Origin of the sequence: Sphingopyxis sp. OAS728 (assembly GCF_014873485.1) — a bacterium.
GTDB lineage: Bacteria > Pseudomonadota > Alphaproteobacteria > Sphingomonadales > Sphingomonadaceae > Sphingopyxis.
The window spans coordinates 2,519,279-2,533,629 of sequence record NZ_JADBDT010000001.1 but is presented as its reverse complement, the minus strand read 5'-3'; the positions used below and the strand labels follow the sequence as shown (position 1 = coordinate 2,533,629).

The window sequence follows — 14,351 nt, the reverse complement described above, 5'->3', positions numbered from 1 at the left end:
AGCCAAAATCTCCTCCCTCATTTCCTCCCTCATTTTGGGCTGGCAACGACGGGTTTCGATGGGAATGGATGATATCAGATTTCGTTGAAAAAGCGACGATTTTTCCCAGCATTTGACACCAGTTTGGACGAGTTAGGACGAAAAGTTATAATCCTCGCGGGGCATCCAGAGCGTCACGCTGCAAGCTATGCGCAGCGTTGCAATTTCAACGATCCACCGAAGATGCGCGCCCTCTCGATCGGGGCTCAAGGATTTGTTTTGCTACTCCACGCCTGGCGCGCCGCCCGCAGCGTGGGTGCTTCTTTTCATCCGATGGCGCGCTAATCGGCGTCGATAGTCCTGCGCAACGACGATCTGATCTCATAGCCCTTGACCAGCCAGAAGGACGAAAAGACGATAATGCCGCAGATTTCGATGATGAGCGTCGCATAGCCGCTCCGGTCGAACGAAATCGCGGCTGCAGCGGGGGTCAAAAACATCAGCGACCCGAGGACGAGATATATGCGTTCGAATGTCCTGCGGCGCGCTGCATCGCACGTCAGGCAAAGCGTGTCGCGGGCGCGGAAAATGCAGACATAGGCGATCATCACAAAAAAGACCGTGGCGGAAACCCAGTGGATGGTCCCCGCGATGCTCGTCGATGACGTCGCCGCCGCCGGCCAGTCCATCGGCATGAAGGCGACGAGAACGACCGAAATGCCCGCCGCATTCAGCGCCAGATCCTCCTGAAGCGAGTGGCCGCGATAAAAGAAGAGGAACGAGCCGATCGCGCAGAGCATGCCGACGAAGGCATCGCGCATTGTTCCCGCTCCATATTGCGTCGGCGCGGCCGGGGAGAAATGATAATAAGCGCTGAGCGAGCTCTGGATATCGCCGAGCCCGCCGCCCACCAGCATCACGATCGGAAAGGCCAGCGCGAGCACGCCGATCCCGTTGCGTAGAATTTCATAGCTGAGCGCCACGCTCAACGGGTCGGCGGGCCGGGCGAATATCTGTTTGGTCGCGGGCCGCAGGAGATGGACGATGCGCGCGGAAAGAAATCGTCTGCCGGCCCAGCTCCCGCCCGTTGCTGCGCCGCGAAGCCCTTCCGGATTATGTCTCTCGGCGGCCTGATCGACGGGCCACGGCGAAGCGCTGCATTGCATGTCCGATTCGCGTTCTGTCCGGCGTATCAACTGCGACATGGTCGTGGCCTTGATGATGTTCGGCGAGCGTGCCTCGGGCGCGCTTCGCGTACAATCATGCCGAATGTCAGGGGAGCCGATCGTTGGTATCGCGAAGCCTAGCCCAAGGTGTGGGTGCGCGACGCGGCTTTGCGCTTCGACATAATGGCCGAAGCGCCGGGCGGCCGATGGCGCGCCCGGCATACGCGCCTTTAGGCTGCGGTCAGCGGATCGCTGATGCCATGCGCGCCGCGCTCGATACGGCCGGCAAGGCGGATTTCGATGCCCGGAAGCGCGACCGTGACGTCGTACCAGTCGTGATCCTTGGGCGTCGGCCACGCCTCGACCGCCTTGCTGCGATTGGCGACCGCCACCGTCTTGCCGGCCGACGGGGAATAAGCGTCGCGAAGGATTTTCGCTTCCTGTGCATTGCTGCCATCGTTGACGAAAGCGAGTGAGAGTGCGCGCTGCCTGACATTGTAACGCGCGATCATCGTTGGCGCGCGCGCGGCGTCGGTGAGCGTGCCGCGGAAGGCGCGGTGGAAGCCGTTGGGACCGAGGACCCACAGGTCGAATTCGCCATCGGGGCCGACGGCCCAGCGATCGTCGATCCTTTTGCCCGCCTCGACCGTATAACGGCGCGGGATGCGGTCGAGATCGCCTTTGTCATAGACGTGGAAGACCGCGCCCGCTGTGCCCTCGTTGATGAAATCGAGCACGACCGACTGGCTGCCCGCGTCGATTCGCGCGTCGACGTGGAGCACGTAGGGCAGCGCGCGCGAACGGCGGATGCCCTTTTCCTGGAACAGCTCCTGCGACGCGCGCGGCGGCAACGCTTTCGGGCGCTGGAGATGCGTGTCGAGGATCTTCGTCGAGCTGCTGACGTCGGGCAGCGCCGGAAAGGCCGCGTCGGCACCCTTGGAGAAATCGAAGCAGGAGGTCATGTCGCCGCACACCGCGCGGTGCCACGGGCTGATCGCGGGGATGGTGACGCCGAAGCGCTTTTCGAGGAACTGGCCGACCGACGTATGGTCGAACACCTCGCTGCTGACCCAGCCGCCCTTGCTCCACGGCGAGACGACATACATCGGCACGCGCGGGCCGAGGCCGAACGGGCGCGTCGTTCCCGAGATGCTGTCGTCGCGCGAGAGATATTTATCCTCATGATCGTCGAAATAATGGCCGGGCAGCGCGAGCGTCGCCTTGCCCGCGAGCGTGCCGTCGGAATTGTACGAGGGCGGCGCGGCCGGCGGGAAATGGTCGAACAGCCCGTCATTTTCGTCGAAGGTCTGGAAGAAGACGGTACCCGCCCAGGTGTCGGGATTGGCGGTCAGCGCGTCGAGCACCGACGCGGTGAATTCGGCGCCCTCGATCGGGGTCGAGGCCGACGGATGTTCGGACCATTGTTTGGGCGGCAGCACCCACGACACGGCGGGCAGTGTGCCGTTCTTCGCATCCTCGGCGAGCTTTTCGAGCGAATGGTGCGACATGCCGCGCTCGTAGATCGGCGAACCCGGCTTCGCGTCGCGAAAGCCCTTGAAGGCGAGGCCGCCGTGCATCGCGCCGGTCCAATTGTCGTTGGGGTCCTGATAGATGCGCCAGTCGACCCCGGCGGCTTCGAGCACTTCGGGGATCGTCGCCCATTCGAGCGCATTGCCGGCGTAGGTGTAGCCCGGTTCGGGCAGCGCGCCCTTGATCCAGCAGCGGAGGTTATTGGGTTCGGACTTGTCGTCGCGGCAGTTGGTGCCCGTCGCGGCAACCTCGGGGTCGAAATTGGACCCCGACCAGAAGACGATGCGGTTGGGATCGGTGCCGGTTGTGATCGAGCAATGATAGGCGTCGCAGATGGTGAAGGCCTCGGCGAGCGCGAACTGGAAGGGAATGTCCTCGCGCTTGTAATAGCCCATCGAATAGTCGGTCTTGAACTTGGGCCAGAGGCCGAACTTGCCCTGGTTCCACGCCGCCTGCGCGTCGGCGAAGCTGTGCGGGGTTCCGGGGACCTTCATTCCGTTGGTGCGCGCGGTGTCGAGGTGGAAGGGCGGCAGGTCGCGTGCACCATTGCTCTGGAACCAGACATTTTTGTCGCCGGCGAGCGGGATCGGGTGGCGGTCGCCGAACCCGCGCACGCCCTTCATCGTCCCGAAATAATGATCGAACGAACGGTTTTCCTGCATCAGGATGACGATGTGGCGGACGTCCTTGATCGTGCCCGTCGTGCGCTTCGCCGGGATGGCGAGCGCACGGCCGATGCTGGCGTGAAAGGCGGCGGCCGAGCCGGCAACGCCCGCGGCTTTCAGGAAATCACGTCTCGAATTGGACATCCAAACTACTCCGGATTGAAAGGGAAGGTGGGCGTCATCGCCACGCCTGCCGCGCGCGCGAGGCGACGAGGTCGAGCGTCAGGATGACGAGGAAGATGGCGATCAGGATCGTGCCGACATGGCCATATTCATACATGTCGAAGCGGCCCTTGAGCTCCTGCCCGATGCCGCCCGCGCCGACGAGGCCGATCACAGCCCCCATGCGAACGTTGCGGTCGAAGGTGTAGAGCGTGCAGGCGATATGCTGCGGCAGCACTTGCGGCAGGATGGCGCTGCCCCAGATCGTCAGGCGTCCGGCGCCCATTGCGGCGAGCGCCTGCCGTGGGCGCGGATCGGCGTCCTCGATATCGTCGGCATAAAATTTGCCGAGGAAGCCCGTCGAATGGAGACCGAGTGCGAGGACGCCCGCGATCGGGCCGAAGCCGAAGGCGATGACGAGGAACAATGCTGCGATGAGTTCGGGGATGGCGCGCAGGAAAGCCGAGGCGGCGCGTGCGCCGGTGCGCAAGGCCGGGTGCGGCGTGACGTTGCGCGCGCCGAGCAGCGCGAGCGGCAGCCCGATGAGCGCCGCGATCACGCTGCCCCACAGCGCGATCTCCAGCGTCTCGAGCATCTTGGCCGCGACATGGAAGACATAGCCCAACGGCTCGACCAACCACGCGGTTCGCACCATCCGTTCCTCGCGGCGCAATGTTTCGGGGTTGAGTTCGGAGACGCGCGTCTCGGCGGTTTCGATATGCGCGAAGGGGGGCAGGTGTTCGGGATCGAACCCCTCGATGCGGCTGACCTCGCGCCGCGACGACAATTGGATCGGCACGAGTTCGGCCAGCGTCGAGCCGAGGCCGTCGGCGACCTGCGATCGGTCGGCGATCCCCGCTTGCGCCAGCACCGCCTCGCCGCTGAGCGCGAGCATCCTGCCGATTTCGACGCGCTGGCCGGTGTACCAGAGCAGCAGCAATGCGGCGGCGAGCAGTGCGACGGCGCGCGCGTTGAGCAGCTTCGGGAATCGCCAAGACAGGGCAGAGTTCATTGCGCCACCGCCCGGATGCGCGGCTGGACCCGGTTGCCGCCGTGTGTTGCGGGCGGGCCGTCGAAAACCACGCGCCCGCCATCGAGCTGGATGATGCGATCGGCGAAGCGGTGCGCGAGCTCGGGCTGGTGCAGGCTGCACAATAATGTCGCGCCGAGGCTGCGCGCCTCGTCGCGGAGCAGCGTCAGTGAGGCCTCGCCCGTCGCCGGGTCGAGGCTGGCGATCGGTTCGTCGGCGAGGATGAGCGCGGGACGATGAAGCAGCCCTCGCGCGATCGCGACGCGCTGCTGCTGTCCACCCGAGAGGCTGTCGGCGCGGCGTGCGAGTTGCGCTTCCTCGAGCCCAAGTCCGGCGAGGAGGTGCGCGGCGCGCGCGCGTTCGGACGGCGGATAGAGGCCGGCGAAGGACCGCCCGATGCCGATATCGGCGACCGCCATGACATTGCGCGCGACGCTGGCGCGGCCGCTCAGCGCAAAGTCCTGCGGAATCAAACCGATGCGGCGGCGCTGCGTCTGGCTGACGGGGGCGCCGTCGTACAGGATCCGTCCTTCGCTCGGCGTTGCCAGCCCGGCGACCGCGCGCAGCAGTGTCGATTTGCCCGCGCCCGATGCCCCCAGCACCGCGCAGATCTGGCCCGCCGGGATATAGAGCGTAACGTCCGCGAGCGCGTGGGCGCCGCCAGCGTGGCGGACGCAGAGGTCGGCGATTCCGATATCCATTACCACGCCTGCCTTTCGGCCGACTTGCGCAGCATCTCCTCCTTCAGTGCCGGGGTGACCTGCGCCATCTTGCGCATGGCGGGGTCGAAATGATCGGCGGGAACATGGCCGACATAGCTGTCGACACGCGCGCCGCCGTAGCCGCGGATCATCTCGGGCGTGACGCCTGCGGTGTGATCGACCTTCTCGAAAGCGGTGCGCAGCCGCTCGCGCACGGCGGGTTTGAGGCGCGTGCTCGCGATCAGCGGCGGATAGGGGATCGGTTCGCTGCGCGCGACCACGCGAAGGTCGCGCGCGCCGGGGACATTGGCGCGTACCGCCTTGTCATAGCTGTCGAAGGATAATGCGGCGGCATCGACTTCGCCGTTGATCAGGGCGGCGAGGCTGTTGGCGTGGGTGCCGGTCATGCGCACCGCCGACAGGTCGCGGACCGGATCGATCCCGGCGTCGAGGAACATCGCGACGGGAAAGATGAAAGCCGAGGTCGAGTTGACGTCGCCGAACGCGACGCGCCGTCTGCGAAGGTCGGCGATCGACCGGGCGGGCGAGTCGGCGCGCACGAACAGCCCCGAATAATAGACCGAGCGACCGCCCTTGACCGCGACCGCAAGCAGTTCGGCGCAGCCGCGCTTTTGCGCCTGGAGATAGGTGACCGAACCGACAAAGGCGATATCGGCGGCATCGTTGCACATGGCCTCAACGACCCCGCCATAGGATTGTGCGACCTTGAGGTCGAAGCCGAGGCCGGTGCTGCGCGCGACCGCGTCGAAGATCGGCCGATAGTCGGCGAGCGTGCCGCTTTCGGTCCCGCCGTCGGCGGGGATCAGCAGCACGCGGAGCGGCGGGGGCTGCGTCGCGCGCGGGGATTTCATCAGCCAGGCGGTGCCGGCGACGCATAGCGCCGCCAGCACGCCCGCAATGATCCACTGCCGCATACACAATCTCCGTCGACCCGAAAAACGGGGGGCGATTACGACGGGGCTGTGACAGCGGCATGAACCGGGCTCTCCGAACCGGCCCGATCAGAATTGCGTCGAGAAGGAGACATAGACCGCGCGCGGCTTGCCCTCGAACTCATAGCCATAGAAATATTCGGGGCTGTTGAGCGCAATCTCGCCGCGGATGAACGCCGAGCTGTAGCGCATGTTGCCGTAGCCGTAACGTTCGGCATATTTCTTGTCGAAGATGTTCACGACGCGCAGCTGGATCTGGTGCTGGCGCTCGTCGCCCAGACGATATCCGATCGAGCCGTTGAGCAGGAAATAATTGCCGAAATTGTTGCGCAGCGAATTGTTCACGCCGCCCGTCGCATATTCGGGGCCCTGATAGCGCGGGAAGAGCGTGACCGAGAAACGGTCGTCGGGGCTGGTCCAGCGGACGTTGCCGCCGATCATATATTCGGGCGTTTCGTTGATCTGGAGCTTGGTGCCGTCGAGGCGCGCTTTCTGCTTGGTGTAGTTGACGTTGAACGCGAAACCCTTGCCGACGCGGACGTCGAGCTCGGCGGTGAGCCCGCGAATCTCGGTGATGCGGTCGTTGTTGAAATAGGTATTGGGGGTCAGGCCCGACGTGGTCTGGATGCGGTTGGTGACGTCGGTGTGGAAGGCGCCGACCTCGGCATTCACCTGCACATTGCCGAAGCTCTGCGAGAAGCCGATGCCGCCATTATAGGTCTCGGTTTCCTCGGTCTTGAGGTCGGGGTTGCCGATCAGCGTCGGGCTGTCGGCATAAAGTTCGTTGGTGCGCGGCAGGCTGTACGAGGTGCCGCCGTTGCCGCGGATATAGAAGGCGCCGATCGGCTGGCGGAAACCGAATTTCCAGATCGTGCGCGACCCGAAGCTGTCGGCGAAGTCGGTGCGTAGCGCGAGTGACAATTTGGTGTCGGGGCTGAACGGGATCACCGGGCGGAAATCGGCGTAGACGCCGGTGATCGTGTTCGCCTTGTTCGAGATCGGGAACACGGGGTCCGAGTCATTCTTGTACGACACGACCTGCACGCCCGCGACGACCTCGCCGACGTTCGGGAGCGAGAGGGTGTTGCGGAAATTGAGCCCCAGTTCGCGGAAGCCGCCGACCTTCGAATCCTTGCCGAAGCCCTTATTGGGAAAGGGAACCGACTTGCCCGTCGCATCGCCGAAGGGCGTGGTCTTGCCGGTGGTCGGATCGATGCAGCCTGCGGGGGTCTTGCAGATCTCGGCGAAGGTTTCGGTGTTGTTGAGGCGCGGATTGCTCCAATAGCCCGCGAGCTCGGTATAGAAATTGTCCGACCAGCGGCGGTCGAGCGAGAAGTCGACGATCGGGTAGCGGACGCGGTTCGGCGAATAGGTTTCGGCGTCGGGGAAGGGATCGTGGAACTCGATCTGTGTATATTGGCCGTTCACGCGGAACTCGGTCTTGTCGTCGACCTTCCACAGATATTTGACGCCGATATTGCTGCGGTTGAGCGGATAATCCTGAATGCCGCCGGCCTTGGCGACATTGTCGACATAGGATTCGGGGGCGAAGATGCGCGGGCCGTCGGTCTGGATGGTGCCGCCATAGACCATCAGGCTGTGACGCCCCTCGGGATCGATCGGGAAGCGGGCGTTGCCCCAGATTTCGCGCGTGTTGAACGCGCCATATTGCGCGCCGAGTTCGAACTTGCTGCTGCCGTCGGGGCGCTTGGTGACGAGGCTGATCACGCCGATGCCGCCGTTGCTGCCGAAGAAGAGGCTGTTGCCGCCGCGGAACACCTCGGCGCGCTCGATCATGTGCGGATCGATCGTCGTCGAGCCCCAGATATCTTCTAGCGCGGGGCCGCGGTCATAGAGCGGCACGCCATCGAGCACGACGAGCGTGTCGCGGTCGCTGCCGCCGTCGAGGCGGATCGTATATTCGCCTTCGTCTGGCGAATAGCCGATGTTCGCGCCCTTGATCAGGAACTGCGCGATTTCGGCGAAGTTGGTGGCGCCGGTCGCGGCGATCTCTTCGGAGGTGACGATCTGGACGGCGTTGCCATATTCGACCGCGGCGGCGGCGAGCGGGGTCGCTTCGACCGACGCGGTGCCGTTGACGATGATCTCGTCGCCTGCGCCCGAACCGGCATCGGCGCTGCCCGCTTCATCGACGGCCGCAAAGGCGACCGACGGCAGCGCGCTGGCGGAGAGCAACAGGCCAACCATGGCCGCACGCGTTTTGGAAGAGATGTGCACAATCATGCCCCTTTTGAAGAATCCCGGTCACATTGGCGGAGCAGGGGCGGCCGTGTTCACGACTCGATGCTGCACCGCATCAATGTGCGGGGCCTCCGCTAAGGGCGGCTTGTGACAGTTGAGTGAAATGGGCTCAATTTTGTATTTAAATAAAAATGAGTAAATTGTACTTTTCGATTGACGCGGTCTCCGCTAGCATTCCCTGTTCCGCGGGGGCGGAGGTCGATTCTTGCGGAGAATTGCGTAAAATGAGTGACAAGGGTGGGGTGACCAAAGCGGCGGGAGACGATCGGGTCCCGATCGAAAATGCGCTCGAGCGAATGAGAATGGCTCATGGCAATATGGCCAAGGGGGCGCAGCGCATCGCCGACTATATCCTTGCGCAGCCCGACGAGATCGTCGGGCTGTCGATCACCGAACTCGCCGACGCCGTCGGCGTCAGCGAGGGCAGCGTCGTCAATTTCTGCCGCGGCATCGGCCTGTCGGGATTCCAGCATCTGAAGCTCAGCCTCGCGCGCGAGACGGTGCAGTCGGTGCAGTTCATCCACGAGGATGTCGCGCGCGACGACGATATGGACACGATCTGCCGCAAGGTCTTTCATTCGGGCATCCAGGCGCTGCGCGACTCGCTCTCGGTGCTCGACCCGCAGGCGCTGACGCGCGCGGTGGGTGCGATCCAGACGGCGAAGCGTGTCGAAATCTATGGCATCGGCTCGTCGGCGCCGATCGCCGAGGACACGCATTACCGCATGTTGCGCATCGGGCTTGACGCGCGCGTCGTCACCGACAGTCATATCCAGGCGATCAGCGCGTCGCGCTGCGATCCCGAGGTCGCGGTACTGACGATTTCGCACAGCGGCGCGACGCACGAGACGGTCGCGGCGACGCGGCTTGCGAAGGAGGCGGGCGCGCGGACGATCGTCGTCACCAATTTCGCGCGCTCGCCGATCCAAGCCTATGCCGATATCGTGCTCTTCACCATGGCGCGCGAAACGCGGTTTCGTACCGAGGCGATGACGAGCCGGATCGCGCAGCTCTGCGTCGTCGACGCGCTGATCGCGGCGCTCGCGCTCGGCGATTACGACCGGTCGACCGAGACGCTGCGCCAGACCTTCGAAGTGCTTTCGATCAAACGCTTCTGATCGTCCGTGCTCCGCGATCGGCGGATGGTACAGGCGCTTCATCGCGGCTCGGTGCTCCAACCGGGCGTGCGGCGTCCTTATGGTTCGCGGACTATCCGAACCCGAGGAGACCGAAAATGAAGACCATGATCGCCACCTGCGCTCTGTCCGCGCTCCTGGCCGGCTCATTCCTGGCCGGTACGCTTTTGGCCGCGGCGCCCGCCGCCGCGCAAACCGATGCCGCTGCGCACGCCGGCCACGCCGCGCCCGCCGCACCCAAGCCCGCGAAGGTCACCCTGGTGTATCAGCACGAACTCCCGCAAGTCCCGGGCAAGAGCGTCAAGGGCGTGCTCGTCGAATATGGACCCGGCGCCGCGAACGCGTCGCACGTCCACGCGCCCTCGGCGCTCATCTATGCGACGGTGCTCGACGGCGCAGTGCTCAACCAGATCAACGGCGGTCCCATCCGCACTTTCCGCAAGGGCGAGAATCTCACCGAGCTGCCGGGCGATTTCCACAATATCAGCGCCAATGCGAGCCAGACCGAACCCGCGACTTTGCTCGCGGTGTTTGTCGTCGATACAAATGACAAGATCCTGACGACGCCCGCCGACGCGCCGCGCTGAACGCCCCATTTGCGCGCCCATATCATCGGCGGATAAGCTTCGGCTTGTCCGCCGAAAGATTTTCTTCGTCGCAAAAACCGGCCACGATCGTTGACGAATCTAAAATCAATCGATTAAGTTGACATTGTCATTCGGCACTGGTCGAGACGAATGACGGGCTCTCCCCCTCGACCCGCGGCTTTTGACCGGGAAGCAGCTTGCTCCGCGTTACCAACGGCTAAAGCGCGTGATGCTCGGGCGACAGCGCCAGGCATTGCGTTCCCCCAAGAAGGGGTATTGCGATGCGTATGTGTAGTAGCATCAACTAGATCATCGCCGCGCCATGCGCGGGGTAGCGGACCGACCGCGCCCCTCGCGCCAAGCGGCCTCCCATAATCTCCAGCCGCGCCTCCTCACGCGAGACGTTTGCGGCCTGACGTCCGGCACCCGAGCGCCGGCGCGGGGAAATATCATGCCTTTGCTGACCCAATCCGACCTGTCGGATCTGGCTCGCTATCCTGCGTCCCTGCGCAGCGCCGCCCGCGCGCTGTGGGGGGCGGAGCTGGCGGCTGCCCGATCCGGCGCGGCGCACCGCGCCACCATCCATCACATCAAAAAGGGGGTGGGATCACCGCCCGGGGACCAAATATAATGAACCGTTTCTCTCCCGATCATCGTTTGAAGTTTCTGCTCGGTGCGGCGCTGTTGCTGCCGGCCGTACCCGCCTTTGCCGCCGAAACCGGAGCGGCTTCCGCCGACGGCGCCGAAGGTGAAGAAGAAGCCGCTGGCGCTGCCGTGGTGGCATCCGCCGCCGCTTCCTATGACGGCGCCGAAATCATCGTGTCGGCGCGCCGCCGCGACGAAAGCGCGCAGGACGTGCCGATCGCGCTGTCGGTCGTCGGCGCGTCGCAGCTCGAGGCGACGGGCAATTATTCGCTGACGCAGATCCAGCAGATCGTCCCGAGCCTGCAGGTATTCAGCTTCAACCCGCGCAACACCAACATCAACATTCGCGGGCTCGGGAGCAATGTCGCGCTGACCAACGACGGGCTCGAGAATGGCGTCGGCTTCTATGTCGACAATGTCTATTACGGACGCCCCGGGCAATCACAGTTCGACCTGGTCGACCTGCAGCAGATCGAGGTGCTGCGCGGACCGCAGGGCACGTTGTTCGGCAAGAACACGACATCGGGCGCGATCAACATCACGTCGCGCAAGCCGAGCTTCGATCCCGAATTTTCGGGCGAGGCTAGCGTCGGCGACTATGGCTATTACCAGCTTCGCGCCTCGGCGTCGGGGGCGATCGTCGATGATCTGCTTGCCGTTCGCATCAGCGGTTCGTCGACCGAGCGCCACGGCTTCCTCTATAATGCGACGCAGCAGGAGCGCGCGCAGGATTATTCGAACTGGAGCGTGCGCGGGCAATTGCTGTTCACGCCGGCGCCCAATCTCGAGGCACGCATCATCGGCGATTTCTCGCGCCAGAAGCAGAATCATGTCCTCAACGTCTTCGCCGATTATTTCGGCACCTATGACAATGGCGCGGCGATTCCGAACAGCTTTGCCGAGCGCGCGGCGCGCTTCCCCGGTTACAGCTTCCCGACGATCGACCCGTTCGCACGGCGCGGCGAGGCCGACGGCCATTACCAGTCGAACATGGACGGTTATGGCGTGTCGGGGCAAGTCGACTGGGACGTTGGCGCGGTCAAGCTGACCTCGATCACCGCCTATCGCTGGTGGGACTGGAACCCCGCGAACGATGGCGATTCGACCTCGCTTCCGGTGATCGTCAAGGCGCAGCAGGCGAACCGCCAGCGCCAGTTCAGCCAGGAAATCAGGTTGGCGTCGGACAGCGATGGCCCGATCGACTATGTCGTTGGTGCCTATTATTTCTGGCAGGTGATCCGCGGCAAGGGCGCGAGCGCCTATGGCCCTGCCGCAGCGCTCTGGAACCGTCCCGCGACCTCGCCGATCCCGCTCGCCGCATGGGAGGCGGCGCTCAATGGTTTCGAGGCGAATTCGACCTCCGACCCGCGCACCAAAAGCTATGCGCTGTTTGGCCAGTTCGACTGGAAATTCACCGACCGGCTGACGCTGACCGCGGGGCTGCGCTACACGCATGAGAAGAAGAGCGGGTCGTTCACGCAGTTCCACGTCGCGGGCACCGACCTGTCGACGCTGCCGGCCGGATTGGCTGCACAGGCTGCGGCGCTTCGGGCGCAATTCAACCCGGTCACCAGCTATTCGACCGGCTTCACCGACAACAGCGTGTCGGGGCTCGCGACGCTGTCGTGGCAGTTCTCGGGCGACGCGCTCGCCTATGCGACCTATTCACGCGGCAACAAGTCGGGCGGGCTCAATCTCACCAACTTGCCCGCCGGGATCGATCCCGACGTCGCGCCCGAAAAGGTCGACAGCTACGAACTCGGTATCAAGTCGCAATGGCTCGACAAGGCAGTGACGCTCAACGTCGCGGGCTATTGGACCGAGATCAGCGATTACCAGACCGCGATCACCGAGCAGGTGCCGAACACGGTCAACGTCCGCCAATATATCGCGAATATCCCGGGCGTGCGCTCACGCGGGGTCGAGGGTGACTTGAGCTTCGCGCCGTCGGAGCGGGCGAGCTTCTATGCGTCGGTCGCTTATGCCGACACGACCTACAGCGATTACCGCACCGCCCCGCAGGCACCCGAACGACTCAACCAGGGGGCAATCCAGGACCTGACCGGTGCGCAGTTGCCGGGCGTACCGAAATTTACCTACACGCTCGGCGGCGACGTGTCGGCGCCGCTCGGCAATCTGGGCGGGCGCGACCTGTCACTCTATGCCCATGCCGATTATTCGCACCGCTCGTCGTTCAACACCTCGTCGAGCGATAGCGTCTACGCCGACGTTCCTGCCTATGGCATCGCGAACGCACGCATCGGTTTCAAGACCGACGACGGACTGTTCGATCTGTCGCTCTGGGCGCGCAACCTGTTCGACAAGGATTATTTCCAGACTTTGTCGCCGGCGGTCACGGGCATCGTGACCTCGCTGATCGGCGAACCGCGCACGATCGGCGCGACGCTGAGGACGAAGATCTGATGCTCCCGCCCTTCATAGAAATTCGCCGCGACGACAGCCGGAACCGGCCGGACGCGCCTGCGCCGAATACCCGCGTCCAACCCCCAAAAGGAGACTGACATGACGGACCTTCACAACAGCTATGCCAATGCGCGCGACAAGAATATCCCGCTCGAGATCACGCCGGTGACCGGCACGATCGGCGCCATCGTCCATGGTGTCGAACTGTCGGGCGATCTGCCTGCGCCGGTGGTGCAGGCCATCCAGGCGGCACTCGTTCGGCACAAAGTGCTCTTCTTTCGCGACCAGCAGCATCTGACCGATCAGGAGCATGAAGATTTCGCAGCATTGCTCGGCGATCCGGTCGCGCATCCGACGGTGCCCGTCGCCGAAGGCTCGCGCTATCTGCTCGAGCTCGACAGCAGGGAAGGCTATGCGGCGTCGAGCTGGCACACCGACGTGACCTTCGTCGACGCCTATCCCAAGGCGTCGATCCTGCGCGCGCTGACGATCCCCGAAGCGGGCGGCGACACGCAATGGGCGAACGGCGAAACCGCCTATGAAGGCCTGCCCGAAGTGCTGCGCCAGCTCGTGAACAATCTGTGGGCGACGCACACCAATCTCTATGATTATGCGTCGATCCTGCAATCGGCGCCCGACGGCGAAAGCGCGGCGAAGCGGATCAAGGAGCATCGCAACGTCTTCGCCTCGACGGTATATGAAACCGAGCATCCGGTGGTGCGCGTCCATCCGATCAGCGGGCAGCGCAGCCTGCTGCTGGGCCATTTCGTCAAGCAGTTCGTCGGGCTGAACGCCGCCGACAGCGCGCGGCTGTTCCAGACGCTGCAGGATCATATCACCAAGCCCGAAAATGTCGTGCGCTGGCGGTGGCGCGAAGGCGACGTGGCGATCTGGGACAATCAGTCGACGCAGCATCGTGCGACCGCCGACTTCGGTCTGCAGCGCCGGACGCTTCGCCGCGCGACGATTTCCGGCGAGGTTCCGGTCGGCATCGACGGGCGGCAGAGCCGCACCGTCCGCAAGGAAAAGGCGGTTCAATACGAACCCGCCTGACGAAATCGGCCGGCGTTTATGGCTCTCCCTTTCCTTCCTGTGACTGCGCCGGCCCTGT

General features: G+C 64.2%; 10 protein-coding genes. 4 read left to right on the top strand and 6 right to left on the bottom strand.

Going from position 1 to position 14,351, the window contains the following annotated elements; translation table 11 throughout:
• Positions 1-320: 320 nt before the first annotated feature.
• The 6 genes from GGC65_RS11800 to GGC65_RS11775 all read right to left on the bottom strand — a co-directional run bounded on the left by GGC65_RS11800 (position 321) and on the right by GGC65_RS11775 (position 8,430).
• Positions 321-1,184, bottom strand: coding sequence for a hypothetical protein (locus GGC65_RS11800; RefSeq protein ID WP_192647337.1), 864 nt, complete (start codon positions 1,182-1,184; stop codon positions 321-323).
• Positions 1,185-1,375: 191 nt separating this feature from the next.
• Positions 1,376-3,484 (bottom strand): phosphocholine-specific phospholipase C, encoded by a 2,109-nt coding sequence (locus tag GGC65_RS11795; RefSeq protein ID WP_192647336.1) that lies wholly within the window; start codon positions 3,482-3,484, stop codon positions 1,376-1,378.
• A 34-nt stretch (positions 3,485-3,518) separates the two neighbouring features.
• Complete coding sequence (phnE, locus tag GGC65_RS11790) at positions 3,519-4,514, bottom strand: phosphonate ABC transporter, permease protein PhnE (protein WP_192647335.1); 996 nt, start codon at positions 4,512-4,514, stop codon at positions 3,519-3,521.
• The gene (locus GGC65_RS11785; protein ID WP_192647334.1) at positions 4,511-5,233 is read right to left on the bottom strand and encodes a phosphonate ABC transporter ATP-binding protein; all 723 of its coding nucleotides are present in this window, start codon (positions 5,231-5,233) and stop codon (positions 4,511-4,513) included. The genes phnE and GGC65_RS11785 overlap by 4 nt, the downstream gene beginning before the upstream one ends.
• Positions 5,233-6,168, bottom strand: coding sequence for a phosphate/phosphite/phosphonate ABC transporter substrate-binding protein (locus GGC65_RS11780; protein WP_192647333.1), 936 nt, complete (start codon positions 6,166-6,168; stop codon positions 5,233-5,235). The genes GGC65_RS11785 and GGC65_RS11780 overlap by 1 nt, the downstream gene beginning before the upstream one ends.
• Positions 6,169-6,255: 87 nt before the next feature.
• A complete protein-coding gene (locus GGC65_RS11775) occupies positions 6,256-8,430 on the bottom strand; it encodes a TonB-dependent receptor plug domain-containing protein (protein WP_192647332.1) in 2,175 nt (724 codons plus the stop codon).
• A 242-nt stretch (positions 8,431-8,672) separates the two neighbouring features.
• On the opposite strand from GGC65_RS11775, the gene GGC65_RS11770 reads away from it, so the two are divergent.
• From GGC65_RS11770 to GGC65_RS11755, 4 genes are all read left to right on the top strand, one after another.
• Positions 8,673-9,566, top strand: coding sequence for a MurR/RpiR family transcriptional regulator (locus GGC65_RS11770; RefSeq protein ID WP_192647331.1), 894 nt, complete (start codon positions 8,673-8,675; stop codon positions 9,564-9,566).
• A 116-nt stretch (positions 9,567-9,682) separates the two neighbouring features.
• Positions 9,683-10,171 (top strand): cupin domain-containing protein, encoded by a 489-nt coding sequence (locus tag GGC65_RS11765; RefSeq protein WP_192647330.1) that lies wholly within the window; start codon positions 9,683-9,685, stop codon positions 10,169-10,171.
• 630 nt (positions 10,172-10,801) lie between these two features.
• A complete protein-coding gene (locus tag GGC65_RS11760; protein WP_192647329.1) occupies positions 10,802-13,240 on the top strand; it encodes a TonB-dependent receptor in 2,439 nt (812 codons plus the stop codon).
• Positions 13,241-13,339: 99 nt separating this feature from the next.
• Complete coding sequence (locus GGC65_RS11755; protein ID WP_192647328.1) at positions 13,340-14,293, top strand: TauD/TfdA dioxygenase family protein; 954 nt, start codon at positions 13,340-13,342, stop codon at positions 14,291-14,293.
• Positions 14,294-14,351 lie beyond the last annotated feature (58 nt).